At 74.5% G+C, this 687-nt stretch carries 1 protein-coding gene; it reads right to left on the minus strand.

Annotated elements, in window-relative coordinates; genetic code table 11:
- A partial coding sequence (locus EAO71_RS40220; RefSeq protein WP_222723626.1) for a hypothetical protein occupies positions 1 to 687 on the minus strand: 687 nt, incomplete at both ends.

The following is a 687-nucleotide window of genomic DNA, read 5'->3' on the forward strand; positions in this document are numbered from 1 at the left end:
CTGCTCGCTCCGCACGGCGGCACCGTCGTCGAACTCGCCATGGACTCGCTCACCGCCGCCGACGTCTGCGACGCACTCGTCGACGCGCGCGCGACGGCCCTCCTGCTCCTGGTCGGCCACCCCGCCCCGTCGGCGACGCATCCGGCCCGTGCTCGCGCCTGTGCCCGGCAGGGCCCGGCCGCTCGACCTACCGTCGCGCCCGAGGCGCAGCCCGGCACCTCGTCCGCCACGGTGACGATCGCCTCCGTGTCCTGCGCGGTCGGCTCCCCCAGGACCACCCGCACCTCGGGCCCTGCCCCGGCCGGACGTGGCGGACGACCGGCAAGGCTCCGCTCGACCAGTGCCCGGTGCTCCGCGAACCGGTTCGCCAGCCCCGGCAGCCGCGCGAGCATCTCGCCCCGAGTCGGGAAGGGGAAGGTCTCGTGATGCAGAGCCAGATGCACCCGCACCGCATCGTCACCCGCACGCAGCCACCCCGTCAGCGTGCGACCGAGGGCCGTGCCGTTGTCGGTACCCGACCACGCGGCCACGTTCAACAGGGCCGCGCCCCGCTCCCGATCGATGCGGCCCGCGGCCACGGCGTCCGCGACGAGATCGCCCACGTCGTCCGAGCCGTGTGCGGCGATCAGTTCCTCGACGGCCTCATGCAACTCCCGTGAGTGCCCTCCGTCGCGTTCGTACAGAGGC

Origin of the sequence: Streptomyces sp. MS191 (assembly GCF_008042125.1) — a bacterium.
In the GTDB taxonomy this organism is placed as follows: Bacteria; Actinomycetota; Actinomycetes; order Streptomycetales; family Streptomycetaceae; genus Streptomyces.